The sequence below is a fragment of the Pseudomonas sp. SCPG-7 genome (assembly GCF_002156405.1).
Classification (GTDB): Bacteria; Pseudomonadota; Gammaproteobacteria; order Pseudomonadales; family Pseudomonadaceae; genus Aquipseudomonas; species Aquipseudomonas parakoreensis.
This window is the reverse complement of the sequence record NZ_MVOO01000007.1, coordinates 220,880-245,791: the sequence shown is the minus strand read 5'-3', so window position 1 is coordinate 245,791 and position 24,912 is coordinate 220,880. Positions and strand designations below refer to the sequence as shown.

22 protein-coding genes are annotated in these 24,912 nt (G+C 58.4%); 15 read left to right on the top strand and 7 right to left on the bottom strand.

Annotation, left to right across the window (positions count from 1 at the left end; all coding sequences use genetic code 11):
* The first annotated feature begins 3 nt into the window (after positions 1-3).
* The 7 genes from B1722_RS15815 to B1722_RS15785 all read left to right on the top strand — a co-directional run bounded on the left by B1722_RS15815 (position 4) and on the right by B1722_RS15785 (position 9,207).
* Entirely contained in the window at positions 4-2,232 is a 2,229-nt protein-coding gene (locus tag B1722_RS15815) for a polysaccharide biosynthesis tyrosine autokinase (RefSeq protein WP_086793373.1), read from the top strand.
* A gap of 39 nt (positions 2,233-2,271) precedes the next feature.
* On the top strand, positions 2,272-3,354 hold the full coding sequence (locus B1722_RS15810; RefSeq protein WP_086793371.1) for a glycosyltransferase: 1,083 nt from the start codon (positions 2,272-2,274) through the stop codon (positions 3,352-3,354).
* A gap of 15 nt (positions 3,355-3,369) precedes the next feature.
* Complete coding sequence (locus B1722_RS15805) at positions 3,370-4,482, top strand: polysaccharide pyruvyl transferase family protein (protein WP_086793368.1); 1,113 nt, start codon at positions 3,370-3,372, stop codon at positions 4,480-4,482.
* The gene (locus B1722_RS15800; RefSeq protein ID WP_041074022.1) at positions 4,479-5,708 is read left to right on the top strand and encodes a polysaccharide biosynthesis C-terminal domain-containing protein; all 1,230 of its coding nucleotides are present in this window, start codon (positions 4,479-4,481) and stop codon (positions 5,706-5,708) included. Before B1722_RS15805 ends, B1722_RS15800 begins: the two co-directional genes overlap by 4 nt.
* Entirely contained in the window at positions 5,699-6,802 is a 1,104-nt protein-coding gene (locus B1722_RS15795; RefSeq protein ID WP_027611477.1) for a hypothetical protein, read from the top strand. The genes B1722_RS15800 and B1722_RS15795 overlap by 10 nt, the downstream gene beginning before the upstream one ends.
* A 12-nt stretch (positions 6,803-6,814) precedes the next feature.
* Entirely contained in the window at positions 6,815-7,858 is a 1,044-nt protein-coding gene (locus B1722_RS15790) for an acyltransferase family protein (RefSeq protein ID WP_041074024.1), read from the top strand.
* Between the two features lie 209 nt (positions 7,859-8,067).
* Complete coding sequence (locus B1722_RS15785) at positions 8,068-9,207, top strand: GDSL-type esterase/lipase family protein (protein ID WP_086793366.1); 1,140 nt, start codon at positions 8,068-8,070, stop codon at positions 9,205-9,207.
* Positions 9,208-9,298: 91 nt separating this feature from the next.
* On the opposite strand, the gene B1722_RS15780 is transcribed toward B1722_RS15785, so the two are convergent.
* A complete protein-coding gene (locus B1722_RS15780) occupies positions 9,299-9,703 on the bottom strand; it encodes a mannose-1-phosphate guanylyltransferase (RefSeq protein ID WP_041074028.1) in 405 nt (134 codons plus the stop codon).
* Between the two features lie 37 nt (positions 9,704-9,740).
* Positions 9,741-10,574, bottom strand: coding sequence for a UTP--glucose-1-phosphate uridylyltransferase GalU (galU, locus tag B1722_RS15775; protein ID WP_086793364.1), 834 nt, complete (start codon positions 10,572-10,574; stop codon positions 9,741-9,743).
* Between the two features lie 389 nt (positions 10,575-10,963).
* On the opposite strand from galU, the gene galE reads away from it, so the two are divergent.
* The 6 genes from galE to B1722_RS15745 all read left to right on the top strand — a co-directional run bounded on the left by galE (position 10,964) and on the right by B1722_RS15745 (position 17,161).
* Positions 10,964-11,980 (top strand): UDP-glucose 4-epimerase GalE, encoded by a 1,017-nt coding sequence (gene galE, locus B1722_RS15770; RefSeq protein ID WP_086793363.1) that lies wholly within the window; start codon positions 10,964-10,966, stop codon positions 11,978-11,980.
* Between the two features lie 231 nt (positions 11,981-12,211).
* Complete coding sequence (locus B1722_RS15765) at positions 12,212-12,448, top strand: hypothetical protein (protein WP_003226528.1); 237 nt, start codon at positions 12,212-12,214, stop codon at positions 12,446-12,448.
* A 144-nt stretch (positions 12,449-12,592) separates the two neighbouring features.
* Positions 12,593-13,654, top strand: coding sequence for a polysaccharide biosynthesis/export family protein (locus tag B1722_RS15760; RefSeq protein WP_007968243.1), 1,062 nt, complete (start codon positions 12,593-12,595; stop codon positions 13,652-13,654).
* Positions 13,655-13,662: 8 nt separating this feature from the next.
* Positions 13,663-14,328 carry a YjbF family lipoprotein gene (locus B1722_RS15755; protein WP_086793362.1) on the top strand — a complete coding sequence of 222 codons (666 nt, stop codon included), beginning with the start codon at positions 13,663-13,665 and terminating at the stop codon, positions 14,326-14,328.
* Positions 14,325-15,086 carry a capsule biosynthesis GfcC family protein gene (locus B1722_RS15750; RefSeq protein WP_368040824.1) on the top strand — a complete coding sequence of 254 codons (762 nt, stop codon included), beginning with the start codon at positions 14,325-14,327 and terminating at the stop codon, positions 15,084-15,086. The genes B1722_RS15755 and B1722_RS15750 overlap by 4 nt, the downstream gene beginning before the upstream one ends.
* Positions 15,083-17,161, top strand: a complete 2,079-nt coding sequence (locus B1722_RS15745) for a YjbH domain-containing protein (protein ID WP_086793359.1) — start codon at positions 15,083-15,085, stop codon at positions 17,159-17,161. Before B1722_RS15750 ends, B1722_RS15745 begins: the two co-directional genes overlap by 4 nt.
* Positions 17,162-17,545: 384 nt before the next feature.
* Here B1722_RS15745 and B1722_RS15740 read toward each other — a convergent pair whose 3' ends face one another.
* From B1722_RS15740 to B1722_RS15730, 3 genes are all read right to left on the bottom strand, one after another.
* Positions 17,546-18,940 carry an undecaprenyl-phosphate glucose phosphotransferase gene (locus tag B1722_RS15740; RefSeq protein WP_041074650.1) on the bottom strand — a complete coding sequence of 465 codons (1,395 nt, stop codon included), beginning with the start codon at positions 18,938-18,940 and terminating at the stop codon, positions 17,546-17,548.
* 390 nt (positions 18,941-19,330) lie between these two features.
* Positions 19,331-19,975 (bottom strand): helix-turn-helix domain-containing protein, encoded by a 645-nt coding sequence (locus B1722_RS15735; protein WP_041074648.1) that lies wholly within the window; start codon positions 19,973-19,975, stop codon positions 19,331-19,333.
* 279 nt (positions 19,976-20,254) lie between these two features.
* Entirely contained in the window at positions 20,255-20,995 is a 741-nt protein-coding gene (locus B1722_RS15730; protein WP_086793357.1) for a winged helix-turn-helix domain-containing protein, read from the bottom strand.
* Between the two features lie 507 nt (positions 20,996-21,502).
* Between B1722_RS15730 and B1722_RS15725 the strand changes: the two genes are divergently transcribed.
* Complete coding sequence (locus B1722_RS15725; protein ID WP_041074644.1) at positions 21,503-22,336, top strand: undecaprenyl-diphosphate phosphatase; 834 nt, start codon at positions 21,503-21,505, stop codon at positions 22,334-22,336.
* Between the two features lie 52 nt (positions 22,337-22,388).
* Here B1722_RS15725 and dusA read toward each other — a convergent pair whose 3' ends face one another.
* Positions 22,389-23,363 carry a tRNA dihydrouridine(20/20a) synthase DusA gene (dusA, locus tag B1722_RS15720; protein ID WP_176393381.1) on the bottom strand — a complete coding sequence of 325 codons (975 nt, stop codon included), beginning with the start codon at positions 23,361-23,363 and terminating at the stop codon, positions 22,389-22,391.
* A gap of 139 nt (positions 23,364-23,502) precedes the next feature.
* Here dusA and B1722_RS15715 point away from each other — a divergent pair, with 139 nt between their 5' ends.
* Entirely contained in the window at positions 23,503-24,654 is a 1,152-nt protein-coding gene (locus tag B1722_RS15715) for a site-specific integrase (RefSeq protein WP_086793353.1), read from the top strand.
* Here B1722_RS15715 and B1722_RS15710 read toward each other — a convergent pair.
* A complete protein-coding gene (locus B1722_RS15710; protein WP_086793351.1) occupies positions 24,629-24,904 on the bottom strand; it encodes a pyocin activator PrtN family protein in 276 nt (91 codons plus the stop codon). The two genes, B1722_RS15715 and B1722_RS15710, sit on opposite strands and share 26 nt — an antisense overlap.
* Positions 24,905-24,912: the final 8 nt, after the last annotated feature.

Sequence of the window (24,912 nt, the reverse complement as noted above, 5' to 3'; positions counted from 1 at the left end):
CTTATGCAGTTACCGTCAGTAATCGCCAACCGTGATAACGATCAAGACAGTATTGATCTTCTCGGCATATTCGGCAGTTTGATCGACCAGAAATGGCTGATCGGTGCATTCACCGGTGCCTTCATGGCCGCCGGCGTTGCCTACGCGGTATTGGCGACGCCGGTGTACCTGGCGAACGCGCTGGTGCAGGTCGAACCGAAAAAGAACGACATGCTCGGCTTTTCCGACCTCAGCAGCATGCTCGGTGGGCAATCGCCGTCGGTGACCGAAATCGGCATCATCAAATCCCGCGCGGTGATCGGCAAAACCGTCGACGACCTGCGTCTGGATATCGACGTCACCCCCAACACCTTCCCGGTGGTCGGCGGTTTTCTCGCCCGGCGTTATCGCGGCGAAACCGAGGTCAGCGTGGCGCCGCCGCGTTTTGGCTTCAACAGCTACGCCTGGGGCGGCGAGCGTCTGGAATTCGCCCGGCTCGATCTGCCCAAAGAACTGTTGGGCAAAAAGCTCACCCTGATTGCAGGTGAGCAACAGCACTTTCAGTTGCTCGATGACAACGACAACCTGCTGGTCGAGGGCGTCGCCGGCGAAGCCTTCGCCCAGGACGGTGTCGAAGGTTTGATCGAGCGCCTGCAAGCCAACCCGGGTGCCCGTTTTGAAGTGGTGCGCAATCCACGGATAGTGACCATTCAGGGTTACCAGGATGCGCTGGATATCTCCGAGCAAGGTAAAGAGTCGGGGATTATCCGCCTGGCGCTGGCCAGCGCCGACGCCGCCGAGGCGGTGAAAATCCTTAACAAGATCGCCGCGCTCTACGTCGATCAGAACGTACGTCGGACCTCGGCGGAGGCGGCGCAAAGCCTGGCGTTCCTGCAAAGTCAGTTGCCGCAGGTCAAGCGTGATCTGGCCAAGGCCAGCGATGCGCTCAACGCTTACCAGACCCACGGCAAGACCGTGAACATTTCCCTGGAAACCCAATCGGTGCTCGGTCAGTCCGTGGCGCTGGAAACGCGGATTTCCGAGCTGAAAATGCAGCAGGCGGAAATGGATCGCAAATTCACCAAGCAGCATCCGGCGTATCGCGCCTTGATGTCGCAGATCGGTGAATTGACCCAGCAGCAGAAATCGCTGGAAGGCAAGGTCGGCGATCTACCGGCGACGCAACAGGAGCTGCTCAACCTGACCCGCGATGTGGAAGTGGCTTCGCAGATCTATACGCAGTTGCTGAACAAATCCCAGGAGCTGGACATTGTTCGCGCCGGTGCGGTGGGCAACGTGCGCCTGATCGATCCGGCGGATGTTGACCTGAGCAGCCCGGTCAAACCGAAAAAAGCCCTGATTGTGCTGATCGCAACGTTCCTCGGCGCCTTTGTCGGCGTGGCGCTGGTGCTGTTGCGCAAATCCCTGAGCAAGGGTCTGGAAGGCCCGGAAGCCATCGAACAGCTCGGGCTGCCGGTGTACGCCTCGATTCCCTACAGCGCCTTGCAGCGCGACGAGGACACGAAAAAGGGCCGGGCCAAAGTCACCGCCGAAACACCCGCTTATCTGCTGGCGCTGCGCAACCCGACCGACCTGTCCATTGAGTCGATCCGCAGCCTGCGCACCTGCCTGCATTTCGCCGCGCTGGATTCGACCAACAACCGCATCATGATCTCCGGCCCCAGCCCGCAGGTCGGCAAGACCTTCGTCTCGTCCAACCTCGCCGCGGTCATGGCGCAGAGCGGTCAGCGCGTGTTGCTGATCGACGCCGACATGCGCAAGGGCCACCTGCACAAGACGCTGAATGTGCCGATCGCCAATGGCCTGTCGGATCTGCTGGTCAAGCGCTGCAGCATCGAGCAGGCGATCAACACGGTGGAAATCGACAACCTGCACTTCATCAGCCGTGGTCAGGTTCCGCCGAACCCTTCCGAGCTGCTGATGCACGCCAACTTCCGCGACCTGCTCGCCGAGCTGAGTCAGCGCTACGACGTGGTGATCATCGATACGCCGCCATTGCTGGCGGTGACGGACGCGGCGATTGTCGGGCGTGAAGCCGGGATCAGCCTGATCGTCACGCGTTTCGCGGTGAACCCGGCCAAGGAAATCGAAGCGACCATTCGCCGCTTCGCGCAGAACGGCATCGAGCTCAAGGGCGCGGTGTTCAACGGCGTCGAGAAGCGCGCTGCCAGCTACTACGGCAATGGCAGCTATGGCTATTACAACTACGAATACGCGTCGGACAAATCCTGAAATCAGGGACGTTCCAACAGGCATGAAAGTGGGTGGGTTGTGAAGAAAATACTGCACGTGGCTGAAACGATAAAAGGTGGGGTTGCCACCGTTATCCGCACGATATCGGCGTCGCCCGAAGGCCAGGACGCGAACTACGAATGGGTCTATCTGGTGCCGCTCGATCAGAAACAGGAGCTGCACGGCATCGATCAGAGCCAGATTCGCACGTTCGTCAGATCCGGGCGTAACGTGCCTTCGCTGCTGCGCTTTGCGTGGGAACTGGCACGGACGCTGCTCAAGGAAAAACCCGATGTGGTGCATCTGCACAGCACGTTTTCCGGGGTGATCGGCCGCTGTGTTTGTGTGCTGCTCAAGCCGTGGCGTCGGCCGAAAATCGTCTACTGCCCGCACGCGTTTTCGTTCCTGATGGAAAGCTCGCCCATCAAGCAGAAGGTCTACGCCTCGATCGAGCGCGTCTTGCAGAAAGTCACCGACGTGATCATTTGCGTCAGCCGCTACGAGATGGACAAAGCCGCGCGGTTCGGTATCGAGCGCAAGCGCATGCGCCTGATCTACAACGGCATCCCGCACAAGGATGACGCACCGAGGGCCGACAACCCCGCGCCGATTCATCTGCTGTTCGTCGGTCGCCTCGATTACCAGAAAGGCTTCGACGTATTGCTCAAAGCCTTCGCCAAGGTACAGCGCAACGATCTGAAGCTGACCGTGGTTGGCAGTGCGGTCAACGAGGACAAGGTCGAGTGCCCGCAGATGGACGCGGTCGAGTACCTGCCGTGGGTCACGCCGGGCGAAGTGCAGGCGCTGTATCAACAGGCCGACGCGCTGATCGTGCCGAGCCGCTGGGAGGGTTTCGCCATGGTGCCGCTGGAAGGCATGGCCATGGGTTTGCCGGTGATCGCCAGCAACTGCACGTCGCTGCCCGAACTGGTTACCCATGAGGTGTCCGGCTACGTCTTTCCCACCGGTGACCACCAGGCGCTGGCCGATGTGCTGGCACGAATCCAGAAGCCGCGGTTGCTCGACCTCGGCAGCGAAGGCCGGAACATCGTGCGTGAACGCTTCAGCGCCGCCCTGATGATCCGCCAGACCTACGACGTGTATTGCGCTCCCACTTATTAAGTAGAACTCAAGCTTATGAACGTAACGATTTTGCATGGCTACAGTGCGTCCAATTCCGGTGACGGCCTGCTCGTCGATCTGGCCATCGCGTTGGTGCAGCGCAACTTTGGCGAAGACACCGCGATCAATGTCGTGGCGTCCGACCCGCAGTCTTTCGCCTACCTGCCGCACCCGCGTTTCGACGCGCCGGTGATGGCGGCCAAGGGCTTGGGGCGGGTCAAGCAGGCAGTTTTTCTCAATCAGTCGTATGCCGGGCTGGCGGATCTGCTGCGCAAGACCGATCTGATCGTCGGCGTCGGTGGCGGCTACATGCGCTCCAAAAGCGCCTTCGAACACATCAAGCTCAAACTCGGTCACGCCAAGCAACTGGAAACGGCGATCCTCAGCAAGGTGCCGTCGGTGTACCTGCCGCAAAGTATCGGCCCGTTCCATGGCGAGAGCCGCAAGATCGTCGATCACTACGCCAGCGCGGACGCGGTGTTCGTGCGCGATAACCGCTCCTCGGCAATGTTCGATGCTTGCGCAAACGTCTATCGCGCGCCGGATCTGGCAGTGCAGTCGTTGGCCAGCAAGATTCTTCAGCAGCCGAAGTTCACCCGCTGTGCCGCATCGCCGGCCACCGTGTGCGTGGTGCTGCGCAAGCCGCCGGAATGGAGCAAGGAAAAGAAAGTCGCCTACGTCGCCAACCTGAAGCTGCTGCTGCAGCGCCTGAAGAACAAAAGCAAAGTGGTTTGCGCCGTACAGAGTGCCGTTCGCGGTAACGACGACGGTGCGTTCTATCGCGAACTGGGCATCAGCGAAAACCTGCTGTCGTTGAAGGCGACGATTGCCAAATATCAGCCGGACGTGGTGATTTCGGTGCGCCTGCACGGCGCCATCGAATCGTTGCTGTCCGGTGTCCCGGCGTACCACATCAGCTATGAACGCAAAGGCTTTGGCGCCTATCAGGACATGGGCGTGGAAGACTGGGTGATCAATGGCGGCGACATCAATGTCGAGCAGATCATCGACACCGTTTATGCGCCGAACGCGCTATCGAATTTCGGCAAGCGCCTGACCGATACTTGCCGTGAAATCGAAGCCAAGACGGTGATGATGGACGAGATCATCAAAGGCGTCGTTCGATGATATTTCGCTTGCTGCTGCGCGGCGGAGCCTTGGGCGCGAAGTTTCTGCTGGTGTTGGCCATCACCCATTACCTGGGCTACGAAGCGTTGGGGTTTTATGGCGTGGTGGTCGCGGCGTCGCTGATCGCTTCGAAGTTCTACAGCGTTGGTTTCAGTTCCGAGATCAATCGGTTGATCAGCGTCGGCGGCAGCTCGCGGCGGGTGGTCGACAAAGTCCTGCTGCTGTACCTGGCGGTGGGGCTGCTGCTGTCGCTGGCAACGGTAGGGATCTATTCGCTGTTTCAGCAGGTCGAGGCGAGCACCGCGCTAATCCTCTGCGTGACGCTGGTGTTGCTCACTGAACACCTGTCGTTCGAGATCAACTCGTTCGTGTTTTCCGCACAGAAAGCCACCGCGGGCGCGCTGCTGTTTTTCATCAAGACTGGCCTTTGGGCGCTGCTGGCGGTGGGCGCGATGATGCTCGACTGGGTGTCGGGCATCGCCAGTGTGCTGTGGTTGTGGGTGGCCGCCAACGTGCTGGTGATCGTCGCCGGTTACCTGATCGTGGTGAATGTGCACAAGGGTCGGGTCAGCGAAGCACTGACTACCGCGACCGTGTGGAAGGCCGGGTTGCCCTTCTACTTCGGTACGGGCTTGATCGCGCTCAGTCAGTACGCCGAGCGCTTTCTGATTGCCGATCTCGAACCCTACGCCAGCCTCGGTAAATACGTGTACGCGTGGTCGGCGGCGAACACTTTGCAGGCGCTGTCCTACGCGGTGGTGGCGGTGGTCGGCATTCCGGTGCTGGCCAAGCGGTTTCAGGCGGATCAGCAGTCATTTACGGTCAAGCAATTGTTCGTCAATAAATGGGTGATGCGCTCGTTAGTGGTGTCGGCGGCGGTGGCGGTGCTGATCTATCTGTTCTTCAACGTGGTGCTCGATTACGTCGCCACCAGCGTGCCGCGTCCGGATAACGCGCTCCTCGGTGTGCTGATCTTTTCCTTTGCCTTGCGGGCCATTGGCGACATCGTCTGGGGTGGTCTGATCGCTTCGAAAAACAGTCGGGTGTCATTCGCCAGCGCGGCGATCTGCTTGCTGGTGTCGGTGCCGGTCAGTTACCTGCTGATCAAGCACTATTCGATTTATGGCGCGGCGTGGGGCAATGTCTTTGCGATCATCGTGCAGCTTGGCGTGATTGCCGTGTTGACCCGAGCGACCCGCGCAAAAGGGGCGCTGGCATGGGGTTGAAGTTGCCGTGCATCGAGTTTCGCGGACGCAAACTCGATTCCTCGCTGTCGTTCCTGATTCTCTTTACCGGGCTGTTTCTGTCGGTGGCGATGCCGCTGCTGATCCCGCGCGATCCGGGCCCGGATGCGATGACCTTATGGTCGTCCTACGCCCGGGCCGACAACTGCAATTTCTGGAACCCGTTCTCGCCGGATCGCTCCTCCTACGAGTGTTCGGCGTTCCTGCTGCGGCCCACCGGTATCAACCTGACCAACGCCTGGGCCTACGGGATGTTCTGCAACTTCTTCCTCACGGCGATCCCGGTGGTGGTGTTTCGGCGCATGCCGCTGGCGATCTTCGGCACCCTGTGCCTGTGGGGTGTGGTGCGTTCGTTTTTTCTGGAAAACCTGACCAAGGAAATCATCGTCTCGGTGGCGGTGCTGAGCATTTTGTTCAGCTCGCTGACACGCAAATACCGCGGCGGATTTTTTCTGTCGGCGGTGATCTACGGCGTGCTGATCCGGCCTTACTGGATTCTGTTTTCGCTGTCGTGGGTTGGCGTCTGCGTGATGAAAAAGTACGTGTCGCGCTTCACTTTCTTCCTGATGCTGTTCCTGTTTTACCTGGCGGTGGCCATGGCGATCCAACTGGCGCTGGGCTTTCCGGTGTCGTCGATTCGCGCCAGCAACAACGAGTTGCGTACGGCGGGGGAGGAGGGGTCGAAATCGCTGATCGTCTCGTGGCTCAGTGGCAGCGACTTCGTCTCGCAGGCGCTGGACTCGATGATCATTTTCTTCCGGTTGTCGTTCCCGGTGGAGCTGATTCTGTTGTCCGGGCCGGGCCAGGTGATCTTTGTGGCGCTGATGATCATGACCGCGCTGCTGCTGTTCAAAGTCATCACCTCCACCGACTACAAAGGCGCGCCGATCGAAACCAAACCCAAGGAACTGATCGCGATTCCGCTGGCGTTTCTGTTAGTGCAAGGCTTGTTCGAGCCGGACTTCGGCTCCTTCGCCCGACACTTTTCCATGGTGGTGCCGGTGCTGTTTGTCGGCCTGGGCCTGATGTTGCGTGCGAACAAACCGGTGCGGGTTGAATCACGCGTTCTGAATTGAGGCAGGTGCTGTATGTCGAGCAAGAAAAAGTCCCTGGAAATCGAAACCCTGCGTGGTCTGGCGTGCCTGCTGCTGGTGCTCTATCACGTCATTGGCCCGTTGGGCGGAGGGCTGAAAATCGATCTCGGTTCGCCGTTTCGGGTGATCGCCGACTCGATGGTGTACGTGCGCATGCCGCTGTTCACCTTCATTTCCGGCTACATCTATTCGATCTACAAAATTCGCGGCAATGACTTTTCCGCGTTCTTCAGCGGCAAGGTACGACGGCTGATCGTGCCGCTGTTTTGCGTCGGTGTGCCGTTCTCGGTGTTGCAGGCGGTGGGGCCGGGGGTGAACAAGGATGTCGGCGTGATCGATGCCTTGTTGTCGTTCTGGGTACCGGTCAATCACTTCTGGTTCCTGCAGGCGGTGTTCATCATTTTCATGTTCGTCGGGCTGCTGGAGTGGCGCGGGATGCTGCGCTCGACGACGCGCTTGTACCTGCTGTTTGCCTTCGCAGCGGCGCTGTTTCTGCTGCCACCGTTCAAGCTCGATACGTTCGGCATCAATGGTGCGATTTACCTGCTGCCGTTTTTTGTGGCGGGGATGATCGGCCAGGAAAATGTCGAGGCGTTGAAGCAGCGGTTCAAGGTGATCGGGCCGCTGGTGTTTGTGTTGATTTCGTTGACGCTGCTGTACGTGGCGGCGATTGACCGTGAGTTGATTGTCGACCGCCGCAGCCTGATTGGCTTGACCGTGGGCTGCGTGTCCTGCATCGCCTTGCTGTCGAGTGACATGCGCTCGAAATGGCTGACCTGGCTGGGCGGCTACTCTTACGCGATCTTTCTGTTTCATGTGTTGTTTGCGGCGACTTCGCGGTTTGTCATGGGGCGGCTGGGGGTAAAAGACGAAAGCATTCTGGTGCTCAGCGGACTGCTGTTCGGTCTGTTGGGACCGGTGGTACTGTCGATGATTTTCAGTCGCTTCAATGTCACTTCGGTGCTGTTTTTGGGCGAGCGTGCGGCGAAGAAAAAACCGGTGGCGGGCATTGCTCCGGTGGTGCCGGCCAATAGCTGAAAAGCTTCGCGAGCAAGGATCTCTGGAACTCACCATCTCTGTGGGAGCTGGCTTGCCAGCGATGGGGCCCGATCAGATGAAGCTTATTTGCCTGACCCACCGTCATCGCTGGCAAGCCAGCTCCCACAGGGTTTGGGTGTACAAGGATTTAGCGGATGACCTCAACCTCTGCTCGCGAAGGGGCCATTCCAGACTGAAGGAAATAACGCATGTTGGCACTAAATGACGCTCAGCCGGTCGCAGCGTCGGTAATCGAAGTGGGCGATGCCCGCGAGCGCTTTGCGCAGTGGCGCGAAGGCAAGGCCGGGAAGGTGTTGTCGGTCTCGGTGATCGGCGACAGCTACAGCGCCGGGCAGGATTTCTACCTGAACAAACTGGTGCAGCGCGTGGCCGGCGAGGTCGGATTTGCCGGCCCCGGTTACGTCGGCTTCAACCACGGTGCGGCGCTGGGTGGCACGCATTTCAAATACACCCGCAGCAGTGAAAAGTACTTCGGTGGTGGTTGGCAGGTGTCCGGCCTCGGCCAGGCCAGCCCCGACAGCCGCACGGTGACCGGCAAGCCCGGTGCCTGGCTGCAAATCGATGCCAGCCCGACACCGGCCATCGACACCCAAGTCACCCAGGCGAAATTGCTCTATCTGGGCAACGGCGAAGCCAGTGAGCTGCGCTACCGTTGGACACCCTCGGAGGACTGGAAACCATTGACGCTCAAGGGTTCGGGCGTTCAGGAAGTACCGCTTGCAGGTCTCTCTTCAGCGCCAGACTGGTCATTCAAACTGGAAGTGGTGAAGGGCACGCCGACCTTGTTTGGCCTGTGGCTGAGCAACGATCAGCACGGCGTGCGGGTCTCGAAACTGGCGGCCTCGGGCGCGGCATCGGCGGACTTCTATCACCGGGACCCGCAATGGCAGGTGCAGTGGAAAGCCGCCGTGTCGAAGATCCCCGCCGATGTTTACCTGATCATGCTTGGTGGCAACGATCAGGGCTTCGGGGTCAAACCCGAACAGTACCTGCGCAACGTTCAGGGCCTGGTGGCGATGATCCGCGAGATTCAACCGGCGGCGAGCATCAACCTGATCATGCGTCAGGACACCACGCGGTCCAGTGCCTATCCGATGTCGGCGTATGCGCAGGTCTTGCAGCCATGGGCGCATGAGCAGCAGTTGGGCTTTGCCAATCTGCAATGCGCGTTCGGCCCTGACGTCAAACGCTATGCGGCGGCGATGATCGGGCCGGACAAGATTCATCCGCAGCCCGCGACGGGCGGGAAGGTGATTGCCGATTACTTCTATCGCTGGATCGTCAGTGGCATCAACGCGGACAGTTGCGACACCACCAAACCCCTGTAGGAGCTGCCGAAGGCTGCGATCTTTTGATCTTGCTCTTCAATACAAAATCAAAAGATCGCAGCCTTCGGCAGCTCCTACAGGGGGTGGTGTTTTATTTGAAGTGATCTATCTGGCTCAGGAGCTCCGCAGTCTTCTGCGGCATCAGTTGCGTGGCACACCGCGTCTCGACATTGATGATGATCGCCGGCTCGTTGCAGCACAGGCGTACGCGGAAGCGCCAGTCGCTGAAAATTACCTTTAGCCCATCACGATCGTCCATTTCCAGCGCCTGCTCGGCATACAGGTGTTTCAGATGGGCGAGCAGAGGATAGGGATCGGCTAACGGCCGGCGAATGTCGCCGGACGAAGGAAACATGCCGATGCGTTCCACCAGCAGAATACTCCCCAGCCACGACTCGTTGGCGCTGGGCAACGGCTGATGGCGTGACAGCCAGCTCACCGCCCCGAGGTTGCCCACCTCCCGTTCAATCTCTGCTGCATGCTGTGCCATGTTCATGGTTGCCTCCTGAAAAGAGAAGTGGGCGAGGGCCGTCTCAGCGGCCCTTGAGGTAGACGTTGTCGTAGCAGAAGTTGGTTGCCTGCAGGTAACCCTCGGCGTCGCCGCAGTCAAAGCGCAGGCCCTTGAACTTGAAAGCCAGCACGCAACCGTTCTGTGCCTGTTTCATCAGCGCGTCGGTGATCTGGATCTCGCCGCCCTTGCCCGGTTGGGTGTCGGCGATCAGGTCGAAGATGTCCGGCGTCAGGATGTAGCGGCCGATGATCGCCAGGTTCGACGGCGCGTCCTGCGGCGCCGGTTTTTCCACCATGTTATTGACCCGGTAGATGCCCTCGGACATCAGTTCGCCGGCGATCACCCCGTACTTGTGGGTCTGGTCAGTCGGGACTTCCTGGATGGCGACGATCGAGCAACGGAATTTCTTGTACAGCTGGATCATCTGCGACAGCACACCGTCACCTTCCAGGTTCAGGCACAGGTCATCGGCCAGCACCACGGCGAAGGGTTCATCGCCGATCAACGGACGGCCGCTGAGAATCGCGTGACCGAGGCCCTTCATTTCCACCTGACGGGTGTAGGAGAAGGTGCAGGTGTCGATCAGCTCGCGGGTGCCGGCGAGGAACTTCTCTTTCTCGGTGCCGCGGATCTGGTGTTCGAGTTCGTAGCTGATGTCGAAGTGGTCTTCCAGCGCACGCTTGCCCCGACCGGTGACGATGGCCATGTGTTGCAGGCCGGCGTCCCGTGCTTCTTCAACGGCGTATTCGATCAACGGCTTGTTGACGATCGGCAGCATTTCTTTCGGCATGGCTTTGGTCGCCGGCAAGAAACGCGTGCCGTAACCGGCAGCGGGGAACAAACATTTACGAATCATAAAAGTATCCTGGACAGTCATGGAACACAGGCAACGGATGCGCACACTTACGAAGGTGCACAAGTTTCAATGATTATTGAACGAGTACTTTAATACCTGAGTCAGGTTGTTAATGGCAATTAGTGCGGAGGGTAAAATCTGACAATGTTATGAGATGTCGGTTATAGCGTTATTGGTTATTTTTAGTCGGTATCTGTTGATAGTGATGAGTGCACTCGAGGTGCTAATAAGTACCGGGCAATACAGTTTGACCTGCAAAAATATTTATTGCCAGTGGTTGAACTAATTTTGTTTAAGGCTGTTGTCGTCCTTATTTGTGTGGTGCGCCACAGATTCAATGAAAGGGACTTGACAGGCTACTTGTCACTTATCCAATGACGGACCGCGCTATGAAGATTCTGGTAACGGGTGGCGCCGGCTATATCGGCTCGCACACTACACTTGCGCTGCTTGAAGCAGGTTATGAAGTTGTTGTACTGGATAATCTTTGCAACAGCAGCGATGCGGCACTGCATGCGATAGAAGGTATTTGCGGCAAAAGCGCGCTGATGATTCGCGGCGATGTCTGCGACCGGGCGTTGCTCGACCGGATTTTTCGCGAGCATCAAATCGACGCGGTGCTGCATTTTGCCGGGCTCAAGGCCGTCGGCGAGAGCGTGCGCAAGCCGCTGGATTATTACGAGAACAACGTCGGCGGCAGCATCACGCTGTGTCAGGCGATGGCGGCGGCCGGAGTGTTCCGGCTGGTGTTCAGCTCCTCGGCCACGGTGTACGGCGAGCCTGAGCAGATGCCGATCCGCGAGGATTTCCCCACCGGTATTCCGACCAATCCTTACGGCCAGTCCAAGCTGATCGTCGAGAACGTGCTGCGCGACCTGAGTCAGGCCGAGCCGCGCTGGAGCATCGCCTTGCTGCGCTACTTCAACCCGATCGGCGCCCACCACAGCGGGCACATGGGTGAAGACCCCAACGGCATTCCCAATAACCTGCTGCCTTATATCAGCCAGGTCGCGGTCGGCAGCCTGCAGGAGCTGTCGATTTTCGGTGACGATTACCCGACCATCGACGGTACCGGGGTGCGCGATTACATCCACGTCGTTGACCTCGCCGATGGCCATCTCAAAGCCTTGCAATCGATTGCCGACCGTTCGGGCATTCATACCTGGAACCTTGGCACCGGCAACGGCTACAGCGTGATGCAAGTGCTGCGAGCCTTCGAACAGGCTTGCGGGCAGCCAGTGCCGTACCGGGTGATGCCGCGGCGCAGTGGCGATATTGCCGAGAGCTGGGCCGACGCCTCGAAAGCGCAAAAAGAACTCGGCTGGAAAGCCACGCGCAGTTTGCAGGACATGGTCACCGACACCTGGCGCTGGCAATCGAATCATCCGCGCGGTTATCTCGAATGATGTCGTTCTAATACTGAATGTTAGTTTCGGTCAGCTGTTAGATATCGTCGGGAAAATACGCTGGAAATGCCTTTTGCAAGTCCGTAGATATAAACCTGCCGTTCGACTTTTATCAGTTGGGTAAGACTGTGAAAGAACGACGGATCTTGTTCGCGATTTTCGCGAACTTGAACGCTACCACCGCTAACTCAGGCCGGTTTTTAACAGGCCGAATGTTAGAAAGGAGTTGATATGAAAAAAGTGATGGCGATTGCCCTGTTGACGATGTTGAGCAACTGGGCGTCCGCTGCTGAAGCGCCGCTTACTGCGGTGACCAATGTATCTGGCAGTGTCGCGGCTTCTACAGCGCCTGCTGCCAGTACTGCAATGGTTGCCAGTGCAGTCGCGGCGTCCAACAGCGGCGGAAGTGCCAACGGCGGTACCACGGGCACCACCGGTACTACCGGCACCACTGGCACGCACAACTAACAGGAACATTTGTTAGTGCAGTACAGGGTCGCCCGACGCAAGTCGGGTGACTTTATTTTTAGATTCGCCCTTGAATAGCGTAGTGCCATTATGACTCGTAGTTTTTCTCTTTTGCTGTTGGCAAGTATCGCTTTGCAAGGTTGCATGTTTTCCCCCGGCCAATACCTGAGCACCGGCGACATCACGCGCCAGGGCGCCAGCGAAAGCAGTCGGGTCGAGCTGATTCCGATCACGCCCAAGCTGATCTCGATGACCCGCGCCACACAAAAGCGTGAAACGGTACCGGCGGAACTGTTGGCCACGCCGGCGGAATACCGCATCGGCAGCAACGATGTGCTGTACATCACGGTCTGGGATCACCCGGAGCTGACCGCGCCATCGGGGGCACAACAGCAGATCGACGCCAACGGTCGACTGGTGCGCTCCGATGGCACGCTGTACTACCCGTTCATCAAGGAAGTGCAGGCGGCCGGCAAGACCATTCAACAGCTGCGCTCGGACATCGAATCCCGCCTGTCGGCGTTCATCGCCGAGCCGCAAGTGGATGTCGCGGTGCTGCGTTTCGCCAGTCAGAAAGTGGTAGTTTCGGGGGCCGTGGCCAAGGCCGGTCCGCAGCCGATTTCCACCAACCCGTTGAGCGTGGTCGAAGCCCTCGGTACGGCCGGCATCGACACCAACAACGCCGATCTGTCGGGCCTGCTGCTGACGCGCAATGGCCGGGTGTATCCGCTCAATCTCGACTCGCTGAACCAGCAGGACTCCGAGTTGCAGCACGTCTTCCTCAAGGGCGGCGATCAGCTGTATCTGCCGTACAACGACAACAAGCGCATCTACGTCATGGGTGAGGTCAATCAGCCCCGTGCGCTGAGCTTCAAGACCGCCACGATGAACCTCTCCGACGTGCTCGGTTCGGTCGGCGGTCTGAGCCAGACCACCTCCAACGGCAATGCGGTGTACGTGATTCGCGGGGTGGAAAACCTCGATGTCGAGCCGGCGAAGATCTATCAACTGGAAGCTCAGTCGCCGACCTCAATGGCACTCGCTTCGCACTTTGAAGTGCGTCCGCAGGATGTGGTGTACGTCGGCCCGGCCAACGTCACGCGCTGGAACCGCTTCATCAGTCAACTGGTGCCGTCGGCATCGATTGTTGGGACCGGGGCTTCCGCTGCGAAGAACTGGAGCGAATTCAGTAACAACAGCAAATAAGGCCGACCGTGAAAACCTTGAAAGTTGGCGTCTGCCTGATGGCGGCCTTGATGTTGTGTGGCTGTAACCCGCTGATGACCGCTTCGGTGCGCAACCTCAAGTCGGCGGTGATCGGGCCGGACGAGCTGGACGTGAGCGCGGCGCAGGTGGCCGAGGTCAAGTATCCGCAAGTCAAACTGACCACACCGTCCGGTTCCGGAGTGCTGGCGCTGGTGCGCGAGCGGGAAGACCTGCAGTTCTGGGTCGCCTCCGGTAAACAGGTGTTGCTGCTGCGTGATGGCCTCGCCGTGCGCACCATCGGCCTCGGCGTCGAGGGCGATCTGGACGGCACGCGGCTGGCCGACAACGCGCCATTCAAGCGCGGCCTGCATCAAGTTGCCGATGGCTTCATCAGTCAGCGCTGGATCGACCTGTACAAGGGCCAGGAAGTCGGCTTGATCGTCAACAGCCGATTCTCCCGCCGATCCACGCAAACCCTGCAAATTCTCGACAAGGAATACACCGTGCTGCGTGTCGACGAACGTATCGACGTCCCGGCCATCGGCCTGCGCGCGACCAACCATTACTGGGTCGATCCGCTGGACGGTTTCATCCTGCAGAGCGAGCAGCAACTGACCGCGCAAATGCGTGTGCGCATCGTGCAACTGACCCCTGATCGCAGGCATCTGCCGTGAAGCGCTTACGGATGTTATCGGCGGGGCTGCTGTTGCTCAGCGGCGTCAGTCAGGCGGCGGTCACGGTCAGCGGCGATGTCGCCAACCCAGGGCCGGTGGAATTGCCGCCGGGCGGGCGCTTGCTCGACGTGATCAGCGTGGCGCTGCCGAATGCCGAAGGTTACTGGCTGGCCGGCGTGTTGCTGCGCCAGTCGTTGCTGGAACAGCAGGCGCGGCTCAAGGCCGGGGTGTTGTTCGATCTCGATGTGTTGCAGCGCATGGCCTCGTTGTTTGATCGACCGAGCCGCGCGGCACTGGCGCTGCGCCTGGCCGAGCAGGTGCGGCAGATGCCGGTCACCGGGCGCCAGGTCGCAGACCTCGACCCGGTTGCAGTAGAAGTTGGTTTCGCGCGCAACATGCGTCTCGACGATGGCGATCGTCTGATCTACCCGAAACGGGTCGACGAGGTGCAAGTGCTGGGCGCGGTTGCCGAGACCTGCCACTTGCCTTATCAGCCTCTGCTGGAGGCGCGCGAGTACCTGGAAAGCTGCACGCCGCTGGACGATGCCGAGGCCGATTACTTGTGGCTGATTCAGCCCAATGGTGCGGTCCGGCGCGTGGGCATTGCGCATTGGAATCGCGAGAGCGGGCAGTTTCCCGTGGCCGGCAGCAAGATTCTGGTGCCGGTGAAAAACGATGATCTGGATCCGCCTGTTCCTGAACTGAATCAGCAGTTGGCCGAATTGATTGCCACGCAGCTGGCTGAGGTGGTTCGTTGAAGTTACGTGTTGCAGCTGTGTTGTTATTGCCGTGTGGCCTGGTGCATGCCGAGCCGCGTATTACTCAAAATGATTTTGGTGGCACCGGTCTGTTGCAGACGCCGACCGCGCGCATGGCCCCGGCCGGCGAACTGAGCGTCAATGCCAATCGCACCGAGCCTTACAGCCGCTACAGCGTGTCGTTGCAGCCACTGGACTGGCTCGAAGGTTCGTTCCGTTACACCGCGATCACCAACCGGCCGTACGGCTCCGAGGCGCTGAGCGGCAGCCAGAGCTACAAGGACAAGGCGGTCGACGCCAAAGTCCGGCTGTGGCAGGAAAGCCACTGGGCGCCGGAAGTCGCGCTGGGCTTCCGAGACATCGGTGGTACGGGCTTGTTCTCCAGTGAGTTCTTCGTCGCCAACAAACGCTTCGACAATTTCGATTTCAGCGCCGGCATTGCCTGGGGTTACCTGGGTAATCGCGGCGACCTCGACAACCCGCTGGGCTACGTCAGTGATCGCTTCGATACCCGACCGGCTCTTGAAGGGACCGGTGACGTCAACTCCGGCTCGTACTTTCGCGGTCGGCCGTCGTTCTTTGGTGGCGTGAGCTATCAGACACCGTGGGACCGACTCAGCCTGAAGCTCGAATACGAAGGCAACGACTACAAGCACGAGCCGAAGGACAACGTGATCAAGCAAGACTCGCCGATCAACTTCGGTGCGGTGTTCAAGGTGGCCGATTCGGTGGATGTCAGTGCGGCGTGGGAGCGTGGCAACACGGCGATGTTTGGCATCACCTTCCACACCAATTTCGTCAGCCGCAAGGCGCCGGCCAAGACCTACGACCCGACGCCGGAACCGCTGCCGGCGAAGATGCCGACCACGCCGATGGAACAGGTCAACTGGGCCGACGTGTCGCAACGCCTGCAGCAGAATGCCGGGTACAAGGTCGAGCACATCAGTCAGCGTGATTCCGAGCTGATCGTCTACGGCGAGCAGCAGCGCTACTTCCATTCGTCGAAGGCTGTCGGCCGCGCGAGCCGGATTCTCGACAACAGTGTGAACGACGACATCAACTGGTTCACCGTGGTCAACAAGCGTTACGACCTGCCGCTGGAAGAGACCAGTGTGCCGCGCCAGACCTTCCGCGAAGTGATCAACAACGAGGAACCGCTGGAGTCGTTGCACCGCACCACCGAGATCAATCCGGCGATGCCGCACAACGAGAAAACCCTCTACAGCGAAGCGCCGCAGCACTTCAACTATGGCGTCGGCCTGGGCTTCAAGCAGAACGTCGGCGGCCCGGATGGTTTGCTCTATCAATTCAGCGCCGATGCGGACGCCGAGTACCGCTTCAACCGCAACACCTGGTGGAACGGCCTGCTCAGTGCCAACCTGGTGAACAACTTCGACAAGTTCACCTACGATGCGCCGAGCGGCCTGCCGCGGGTGCGTACCGATTTGCGTCAGTACCTGACCACCTCGGAAGTGACCATGCCGTTATTTCAGGTCAGCCATGCCGAGCAGTTGGACAAGGACCTGTATGGCATGGTCTACGGCGGCTATCTGGAGTCGATGTTTGCCGGCGTCGGCGGTGAGGTGCTGTTCCGGCCGACCGGCGAGCGCTGGTCGGTGGGGGCGGATCTGAACTATGTGCGCCAGCGCGAGTTCGACCAGGGTTTCGGCCTGCGCGACTACTCGGTCTGGACCGGGCACATCACCGGCTATACCGACTTACCGTACGACACGCTGGCTGCGGTCAGCGTCGGTCGTTATCTGGCTGGCGACTGGGGCGGTACGCTGGACATCTCTCGCGAGTTTTTCAACGGTGTGCGCTTCGGCGCCTGGGCCACGATCACCACGGCTGGTAGTGCCGAGTACGGGGAGGGTAGTTTCGACAAGGGTATCTACCTGTCGATCCCGTTCGACGAAATGATGAGCATGTCGACCATGCGCCGCGCCAATCTGGTCTGGGCCCCGCTGACCCGTGACGGCGGCGCCAGGCTCAATCGCAGCTTCCAGCTGCACTCGATGACCGATAGCCGCGAGGGTGACATGTTCTACCGCAACTTCTCGAAGATTACCGAGTAAACCCGGAGCCTGCTCGGGACCTGTGGGAGCGGGCAAGCCACGCTCCCACAGTGTTTTGTGGTGAGGCACATATCCCGATCCATGCCGAGATCCCCTGTGGGAGCGGGCTTGCCCGCGAAGGCGTCGGCACATTAAACATTTGTGCTGCCTGACCCACCGCTATCGCGGGCAAGCCACGCTCCCACAGTGGAACGTGGTGAAGTGAATATCTCGATCCCCCCCTCTCACCCCAGAGTTTATTCCCTTACTCAGACACAAGCGGGCTTGCCCGCGAAGGCGTCGGCACTGCCACCCTCGCAACCGCCTGATCCCACCACCAAATCCCGCCCACAAAAAAGGGGACTTTCGTCCCCTTGCGGTATCGCCTGGCTTGTCACCAGTCCATCAATAAATATCTTTCGACAACAGCGTAAACGGCGTCTTCACCAGGATCTTCAGATCCAGCCACAACGACCAGTTGTTGATGTAATGCAGATCCATCTCCACCCGACGCTGCATCTTGTCGAGGGTGTCGGTCTCGCCACGGCAGCCGCTGATTTGCGCCAGGCCGGTGATGCCCGGTTTGATTCGGTGACGAGCCATGTACGCGAGGATTTTTCCCGAGTAGTAGTGGTTGTGCGCGACAGCGTGAGGACGCGGGCCGACCAGGGCCATCTGTCCCTGCAGCACGTTGAACAACTGCGGCAGCTCATCCAGAGAGGTGCGGCGGATGAAGCGCCCGACGGCGGTAATCCGCGAATCATTGCGGCTGGCCTGGATCACCTCGCGGTCATCGTGCACGCGCATCGAGCGGAATTTCCACACCTGAATCACCTTGCCGTTCCAGCCGTGGCGATCCTGCTTGAAAAATACCGGCCCTGGCGAATTGATCTTCACCGCCAGCGCGATGAACAGCAGCACCGGGCTCAACAGAATGATCGCCAGCAGCGCCACGCCTTTTTCCACCAGACTTTTGCTCAGCGCAGCAGTAGGGCGGCTGGTCAGCGGGCTTTCGTTGAGGCAGATTGCCGGCAGACCATCCACGACCTTCACCGAGTGGTTGAGCAGGGTCAGACTGTTCAAGTCCGGCACCCAGACCACATCAACGTTGGCCCCGAGCAAATCGACGTACATCGCTTCGATTTTCGCCGCTTCCGCCAGCGGCAAGGTGATGTACAGACGGCGGATGTCATGATCCTTGATCAGTTGCAGCAGATCTTCCTGATCGCCCACCACCCGCGGTGCATCCGAATCCAGAACCGGTTTCGTGCCATTGCTGACCAAACCTACCAAAGGCAGGTTTTCCACCAGACTGATCTTCTGCGCCAGGCCCAGCGCCAACTCACCCGTGCCGACAATCAGGGTTTTCTGCGCACTGGTGCGGGAACGCTGGTAGTACTTGGAAAACGCATGCAGCGGCGCGTACAGTAGCGCCTGACCGAGGAAGCCGTACACCGCCCAGCTCAGCGTCACTTCACGGGAAAACACCTCGTCGGCCTTGCACACGAACGCGATGCCGGCCAGCGCGAGCATGGTCATCGACCAGCCCATGAACAGACGTCCCAGACCCGTCAGGTAATTGTCCTGTTTGCGGTATACGCCGCTGAATGTGTACGCCGGTACCGAGGCCAGTACCGCCAGTGTTGCGCACAGGCGGTAATAGAACTCGACGGTGCCGGTATGGCGTTCAGCAAGTACGAACAACAGCGCGACAATAAAACCTTGCGCCAGCGCCCATTGGCCCCAGAAGGTAAGTCCCTTGAGGCCGTTATTTCGATTGATCCGTAGAGAGAGTTCCATGAGATATCCCCAGAAATACGTCCATTCAGGTTTCGACAGTTAAAGTCCGAGTTGCTAGATAGGCTTGTTGTTGTTATTGGACGAGTGTCCTGAGGTAACAACGTCGATAGGCCGAACTGTCGTCAATCAATAGACTAAGTTATTGCCGGAGAGGGTGTCTGACGAGTTCTAACAAGATGGCACTGTGCCAACTTTTGAATAATCAAATACAAGGCTGTTAGAAAAGGTCGTGGAGCAAGGGGTGAATAAATGATGTTGTGTTTGTTACTGTAGGAGGGGTGGAGGCAGGGAACTTTTATTTACCAGGGAGGTGAAGTCAAACAGAGTGCTCTTGTTGTTTTTGTAATCGCACTGTTTTCTGTTTGTTTTGTTCGCGGTGATCGTGCGTGTTTACGCAACGATTTCCTGGATGAGGCAATAACCGCGGTTTCTTACGGCACGGAACAATCGCTCCCCATTACTGGCGCTTTTGAACTTGTCCTGCAGGCGACTCAGGCACATCTCCAGGCCACGATATTGCTCCGGTTCACGGCCGATGCTGAGGATCAGATCGTCGCGGCTGACAACGCGCTCTTCGTGATGGAGCATTTTGCGCACCAGCGCGGTTTCCAGTCCGGTCAGGCTGATTTCGACGCCTTCCTTGATCAGGGCGCCTTGATCATCGTCCAGATGCCAGGTCGTGTTGCCAGTGGCAGCGTCCTCAATGGCGGCAGTGCGATTGTCGCTCTCTGCACTTTGAAACGGCTTCGCCGATTGTGCGGACAGCCATTCCGATTCGAGGGTGGCGAGGATGCGCTGGGTGTCATGTTCAATCGTGCGGGCCACGTGTTTGCGGGTGCCGCTTGGGTAAGAGAACTCCATCAGCATGGGCGCGGAAGAGGGCGAAGTAGCACCTTCAATAAACATTTGTGCCTGAGACGTGCCAAACGAATTGAAGCGCTCGCTGGACAGAATGCTCTCAAGTTCACGCTGCGACGTTGTACTGTGAGTCACGACGACAAAATATTTTCTCGGGAGGGTTGTACTCGTTTCCATGTCTCTCTCCTAAAATGTGCACCAAAATGGGCGAAAAGATAAATCGGCAGGCGAGCAATGACTTCCTCGGAAGTAATCGACAGGCAGGGTCTGGGCTTAAAATGGCCCTCGATAAGTTCCACTCGTTCTGCTGCTATGTTGTGAAGTTTATTGTTATGGTTCGGTGTAGCCGTGCTCATTCAATGGCTTGATTATAATTAGATGTGAAGTACAACTAGAGCGGTATGGTTGCATATGACGATCCTTCGTAATTATGCAAAGAGGATGGCTGCCCGAGAGTCAGGCAGTCGATATCAGACCCCGCATCAGGCGATAGCCGTAGCCGCGGATGCTCTGAATCGCATTCGTACCATACATGTCCTTGATTTTTCCACGCAAGCGGCTGATGGATTTTTCCAACGCTCTCGGGTCGTAGAAATGGGTGTTGAGCCCCATGATGCTGGCGATTTCATCATGACTGAGAATGTGATTGCTGGTCTGCGCAAAGGCTTCCAGGATCTTCATCTCGGCGAACGAGATGTCGAGTTTCTGACGGGGGCTGCCCAGCAGGCAGATACGCGTAGGGTCGAGCGTCAGATTGATATCCCGCTGCCATTCTTCACTGTTGAAGAACTCACCAAGCAACTCGTCGCCCTCGTCGGCAAGGGTATTGAGTTTGATACAGAAGTCGGCGCCGGCCAGAAAATACTTGATCTTGTTGAACGCGCCGCGACCGGTAATGACCGCGCAGATGATCGGCTTCAAGTTGTCGCTGCGCAGGTTTTCGATCAGCGCAAGATTGTCTTCCAGCGCTTGCGGAGTGTCGATAACGATGAAGATGGCGCGATACGGACCAGAAAGTTCATTGTTGAAGGAACTAGTGTACGAACCGGCCTCAAGTGCCATATCAGTGTTTACGTGCTTCGCGATCAGCGCCCTGAAATGTTCGGCCACGCCACGGGTACGACCCAGAGTAAGAACACCGGGTACGTCATTCGTCGGGCGCGGACTTCTAGTCGCCAAGTTCCCTGAGAGCATCATGCATTGACTCGAATTAGGTGCTGACATCGGGATGTTAAAGCACCGGTTCTCATCTGTGACTGACAATTGGTAACATTCACGCGATTTTTAGACGTGGCTCCCGAGTTTTCTAACAATAATTAAGCATTTCAAGCTTTTAGTTGATTTTCTCGGGGCTGTGAACTAGTCGTTACATGATGGCAATGTGGAATTGTGCCACTATTTTGAATCTATGGCGATGGCTTTATTCATGTCCAATTGCCACTGTTCACGATCCTGAGACAGTGTGAGCTGGTTCACACTTTATTGGCGAATCGAACTTTTTTCTACTATAGGCCTAAATATTTTTCGGGTAGTTCGTAGGCGGACGTTTATTAACATGGCTTGAGTGTTTCTTTTGATCAGACATATTCTCCGTCGCCTGATCAGGCAATGGGTGTCGCGTTATACCGATTGTTTAACTTCAGATACTCAATTCCTGAATACAGTTGACCGGTCGCTCAGCAAGAGCGCTCTGACGGAGGATTAATGGATTTCTGGACCTTTATCCAGGTGTTGATTTTGGGCGCAGTGGAAGGCCTGACCGAGTTCTTGCCGATCTCCAGTACCGGCCACCAGATCATCGTCGCCGACCTGCTGGACTTCGGCGGCGAACGCGCGATGGCGTTCAACATCATCATTCAACTGGGGGCGATCCTGGCCGTGGTCTGGGAGTTTCGCCCGAAGATCTTCGACATCGTCAAAGGCCTGCCCACCCAACGCAATGCGCAACGTTTCACCCTCAATCTGTTGATTGCCTTTCTGCCAGCGGTGGTCCTCGGGGTAATGTTCGCTGACAAAATCCATCAATACCTGTTTAACCCGATCACCGTGGCCATGGCCTTGGTGGTGGGCGGCATCGTCATGTTGTGGGCGGAGCAGCGCAGCCATGTGGTGAGCGTCGATCACGTCGACGACATGCGCTGGTCAGACGCGTTGAAAATCGGTTTCGTGCAATGCCTGGCAATGATTCCCGGCACGTCGCGCTCGGGCTCGACCATCATCGGCGGTTTATTGTTCGGCTTGTCCCGGAAAGCCGCCACAGAGTTCTCGTTCTTCCTCGCCATGCCGACCATGGTCGGCGCCGCGGTGTACTCCGGCTACAAATACCGTGACCTGTTCCAGGCCAGCGACCTCCCAGTGTTCGCTTTGGGTTTCGTCATCGCCTTCATCTTCGCCATGATCGCCGTGCGCGGCCTGCTCAAATTTATCGCCAACCACAGCTACGCCGCGTTCGCCTGGTATCGGATCGCGTTTGGCTTGTTGATTCTGGCGACGTGGGTGTTTGGCTGGGTGAACTGGACGGAAGCGGCGGCGGGGTGATGCGCACGCCAGGCGGATCAATCCGCCTGGCGCGTTTTACGGGGGGAGGGCATCAACGCCCTTGCAGCAACTCGCCAGCCTGATCCAGCAACGCCAGCGGATCCTTGGCCTTGTGAATATCCACCGACAACAACTGACGGAATTTACGCGCCCCCGGGAACCCGGTACCCAACCCCAGCACATGCCGGGTGATGTGATGCATCGCACCGCCCGCCTGCAAATGCTCGGCAATATAAGGCCGCAACTGCGCCAGCGCCTCGGCCCGGCTGATCACCGGCGCGCTGCTGCCGAACAACTGCTGATCCACCTCCGCCAGCAAATACGGATTGTGATAAGCCTCACGCCCAAGCATCACACCGTCAAAGGTCTGCAAATGCTCATGGCAGGCCTCCATCGTCTTGATCCCGCCGTTCAGCACAATCTCCAGCTCCGGAAAATCCGCCTTCAACTGCGCCGCCACGTCATACCGCAACGGCGGAATATCGCGATTCTCCTTCGGCGACAAGCCCTCCAGAATCGCAATCCGCGCATGCACGGTAAAACTGGTACACCCGGCATCCCGCACCGTACCGACGAAATCACACAACTCGGCGTAACTGTCCCGCCCATTGATCCCGATCCGATGCTTCACCGTCACCGGAATCGACACCGCATCGCGCATCGCCTTCACGCAATCCGCCACCAACTGCGGATGCCCCATCAGGCACGCACCGATCATATTGTTCTGCACCCGATCACTCGGGCAGCCCACATTCAGGTTCACCTCGTCGTAACCATGCTCCTGCGCCATGCGCGCGCAAGCGGCCAGATCCAGCGGAACACTACCACCCAACTGCAGCGCCAACGGATGCTCGGCTTCGTTGTGACGGAGGAAACGTTCGTGATCGCCGTTGAGGAGAGCGCCGGTGGTGACCATTTCGGTGTAGAGCAGGGCGTTCTTCGACAGGAGGCGTAGGAAGTATCTGCAATGCCTATCAGTCCAATCCATCATGGGTGCAACACTAAAGCGCCGAGACAGCGTAGGCATTGATTTTACTGGGCTAAGGCTCTGATTCTGTACCATTTTACTCAACGTGTTTTCGGCGTGTTTTAGGGCGTTTTCAGGCGTTTTTCAGGTCTCGGTGGTACGATGTACCACTTCAAAACTGACGCGTACCACTTTCGATATGGCAGCTATCAGGGCAAGAAAACTGGCGGATGGGTCTGTGAGCTATACCGCTCAGATCCGCATCAAGCGTGATGGGGTGCAAGTCTACCAAGAGAGCCAGACCTTCGCCCGGAAACAGGCTGCGCAGGCTTGGGCGCGTAAGCGTGAATCAGAACTTGATGAGCCTGGTGCGATCGAGCGGGCGAGCCGCAGGGGCGCCACTGCCAAAGAGATGATTGATCAATACCTTCGCGAGGTCGAAAAAGCGCGGCCGCTGGGCAAAACCAAAAAGGCCACGCTCACGGCCATCGGTGCCAGCTACTTCGGCAAGCTCAACGATACCGACATCAATACGCAGTGCCTGGTGGACTTCGCCCTGTGGCGGATGAGTAGCGAAGGGGGAGGCGTCCAAGCGCAAACCGCTGGCAACGATCTCGCGCACCTCGGCGCCGTGCTTTCCATCGCAAGGGACGCATGGGGTTATCAGGTTGATCCGCTGGCCATGGCTGGAGCGCGGCGAGTGCTGCGCAAACTCGGCTACAACCTCAAGAGTCGCGAGCGGGACCGGCGCCCTACGTTGGATGAGTTGGGCAAGATCATGATCCACTATGAGGACATGCAGGCGCGGCGTCGAAGTGTCACCAACATGCTGAAGGTCGTAGGCTTCGCCCTGTTCTCAACCCGCCGTCTCGATGAAATCACCCGCATTCGCTGGGCGGATGTAGACGAGGCTGGCCAGCGAGTCCTGGTTCGGGACATGAAGAACCCCGGGCAGAAGATCGGCAATGACGTCTGGTGTTACTTGCCAGATGAGGCGTGGCAGATACTCCAGACAATGCCAAAGGCCGGCGACGATATTTTTCCGTACAGCCCCGAGTCTATTTCCACTTCCTGGGCGAAGGCCTGCAAGTTTTTGGGTATCGCTGACCTGCACTTTCACGACCTTCGCCACGAGGGTGTCAGCCGCCTGTTTGAAATGGACTGGGACATTCCGCGCGTAGCGAGCGTGTCGGGGCACAGGGACTGGAATTCGCTGCGACGCTACACCCACCTGCGTGGTAAGGGTGATCGGTATGTGGGGTGGGAGTGGCATGAAAAGATATTGAGGGCGCCCGTCCAACTGGGCGCCGCATCAATGAAGTGGCTCAATAGGAGGGTTTTAAGCCGTTGAGCTGGTTGTTTTCTTTCACCGCGGCGGCGCGCTGGAGATCGAGGTATGCCGCCAGGTCTCCGATGTGAACGCCCTTGGCGGACTTCTGGCTCGGCTCCAGCCGGGTGATCGGGATCTTGATCTGGCCGCTCAAAACCTTGCGCTGGAACATTTCGGGCGTCAGGTGTGTGAAGTAGTCACGGCACACCCGATCAAGCGGGATAATTGCCTGGCCGTCGTACTGAGCCATCAGAATGAAAGCTGTGTTCATGATGCTCC